This is a genomic window from Sinomonas sp. (assembly GCF_036848755.1).
Classification (GTDB): Bacteria; Actinomycetota; Actinomycetes; order Actinomycetales; family Micrococcaceae; genus Sinomonas.
The window spans coordinates 1-1,765 of sequence record NZ_DAIUJO010000243.1 but is presented as its reverse complement, the minus strand read 5'-3'; the positions used below and the strand labels follow the sequence as shown (position 1 = coordinate 1,765).

The window sequence follows — 1,765 nt, the reverse complement described above, 5'->3', positions numbered from 1 at the left end:
TCATGGCCGTCATCGAGCACACGCCGTCGTGGAAGGCCACGCGCGGGGCGAAGTCGTCGAAGTACTCCGGGCCCGCCTCGGCCAGGCGCATCGGGTTCCGGTGCCCCAGCAGCTCGTCCGTGCCCTGCTCGATGCCCCGGTGCGGGCTGTAGGCGACCTGGACGGCCCTGGCGAGGTCGTCCGACGTCGCGACGACCGGAAGCCCCGCCCCAGAGCCCTTGAGGAAGTCGCGGTGGTGCGGGAGCTTCGCCGCGATCTCCGCGGCCGCGTCCTGAAGCACCATGTCCGCACTGAGTGACTTCACATCCCACACCACCGTGGCGTGCACGGAGGTGTCGGTGAAGTGGCCCGGCAGGAGGGCGGTGGCCTGGGCATGGGCTTCCTTCGCCGCCGCGGGGGCCCACTCGGCTACCTCGCTCTGGAGCTTGGCCACCAGCGGCTCCTTGGAGGAGTACGCCGAGTCCGCGGTGACCGTCGCCCCTGCGATCGCCGTGTCGGAGGACAGCGACGCGATCCACGCCGCATAGGTGGCGACCTGTCCGTCCACCATGTCCTGGGGGTGCAGGTCGATCCCGTCCGGGACGCAGGTGAACGTGGCCGAGAGCTGCCGCACGCTCCTGTGGTGCAGCAGCGTGAACGGCTCTCCCTCGCCGTCCACCCCGTCCAGCTCCCCGAGATCCGCCAGTGGCCCGGGCAGGGCTGAGAGATGCCCGGCAGGGAGGCCGGAGAAGATCCCGGTGCGGTACTGCGATTCGCCTCGGGCATCGCGGCGCTTCTGGTCGATCCATTCAAGGGCCCGGGACGCGATCGTGCGGGCCGCGTCCAGCTCACCGAAACGGGCCATGAACAGCGCCACGAAGAGCAGGCCCAGCAGGAGGGCGAGGAACCCCGCGGCGAACTTGCCCAGCACGAAGCAGAACACCATGAGCATCACCGACACCACGACGCAAATCCATCCGATGATGGACAGGCCGCCAACGGTCGCCGGAGCCGACGAGAGCCAATTCCCGAACTTGATCCGCTTCCGCTCGCTCATTCCGCGACCATCCCCTCTGCCATGCTGCCGTTGCTGCCGTCAGTGCTGTCCAGGGCGCCCTTGGCTGCCTCCCAGCCCAAGCCAGAGCCCCCGCTGCCGCTTCCTCCGCTCGAGGAGGAATCCGACGCCCCGCCGGCCGCCGCCCCGCTGCCGTCGCTGCTCGACGAGGAACCCCCACCGGATCCGCCGTCCGAGGATGAGCTCCTGGACACACCATCGGCCGCGTGCTTGCCGGAGGCCCCGTTCTGGCCGTTGCTGCCCGAGGCGCCGTCCGCGCCCGTCGTGGAACTGCCGGTGGTGGAGCTGCCCGGGGCGACCCCGGCGCTGTTCCCGGCAGCGTTCGCGCCGCCCGTCGTCGCGCCGCCCGTAGACGCCGCGCCGGAAGCGCCAGCCGAGGCGCCGCCCGTGACCACGGCCGCGCCGACAGCGACGCCTGCGCCCACCGCGGCAGCCGTGATGCCCATAGCCATCACCCCGCCCGCCATCCGGCCCATGGCCGAGGACACCGGGGCGATCAGGCGCATCAGAGCCGGAAGCGTCAGCACCGCCAGGACGATCAGGATCCAGCCGTTGATCACGCCGCCGATCCCGTCGTCGCCGTTCTTGAGCCGCCAGGCCAGGGCATAGATGCTCGCGGCCACAGGGCTGTACACGACGAACGCGATCAGCCACCGCGTGACGCCCTCGAAGCTCTTCTTGCCGCCCTCCAACATGGCCGCCGATGCTGCG

General features: G+C 70.9%; 1 protein-coding gene and 1 pseudogene. Both read right to left on the bottom strand.

What is annotated here, in order from left to right; genetic code table 11:
* Positions 1–1,036: SCO6880 family protein (locus tag V7053_RS18975; RefSeq protein WP_334173800.1), on the bottom strand; the 1,036-nt coding region annotated here is incomplete at its 3' end.
* Positions 1,033–1,765, bottom strand: a pseudogene (locus V7053_RS18970) (hypothetical protein); the annotation flags it as partial. The gene V7053_RS18975 and the pseudogene V7053_RS18970, both read right to left, overlap by 4 nt.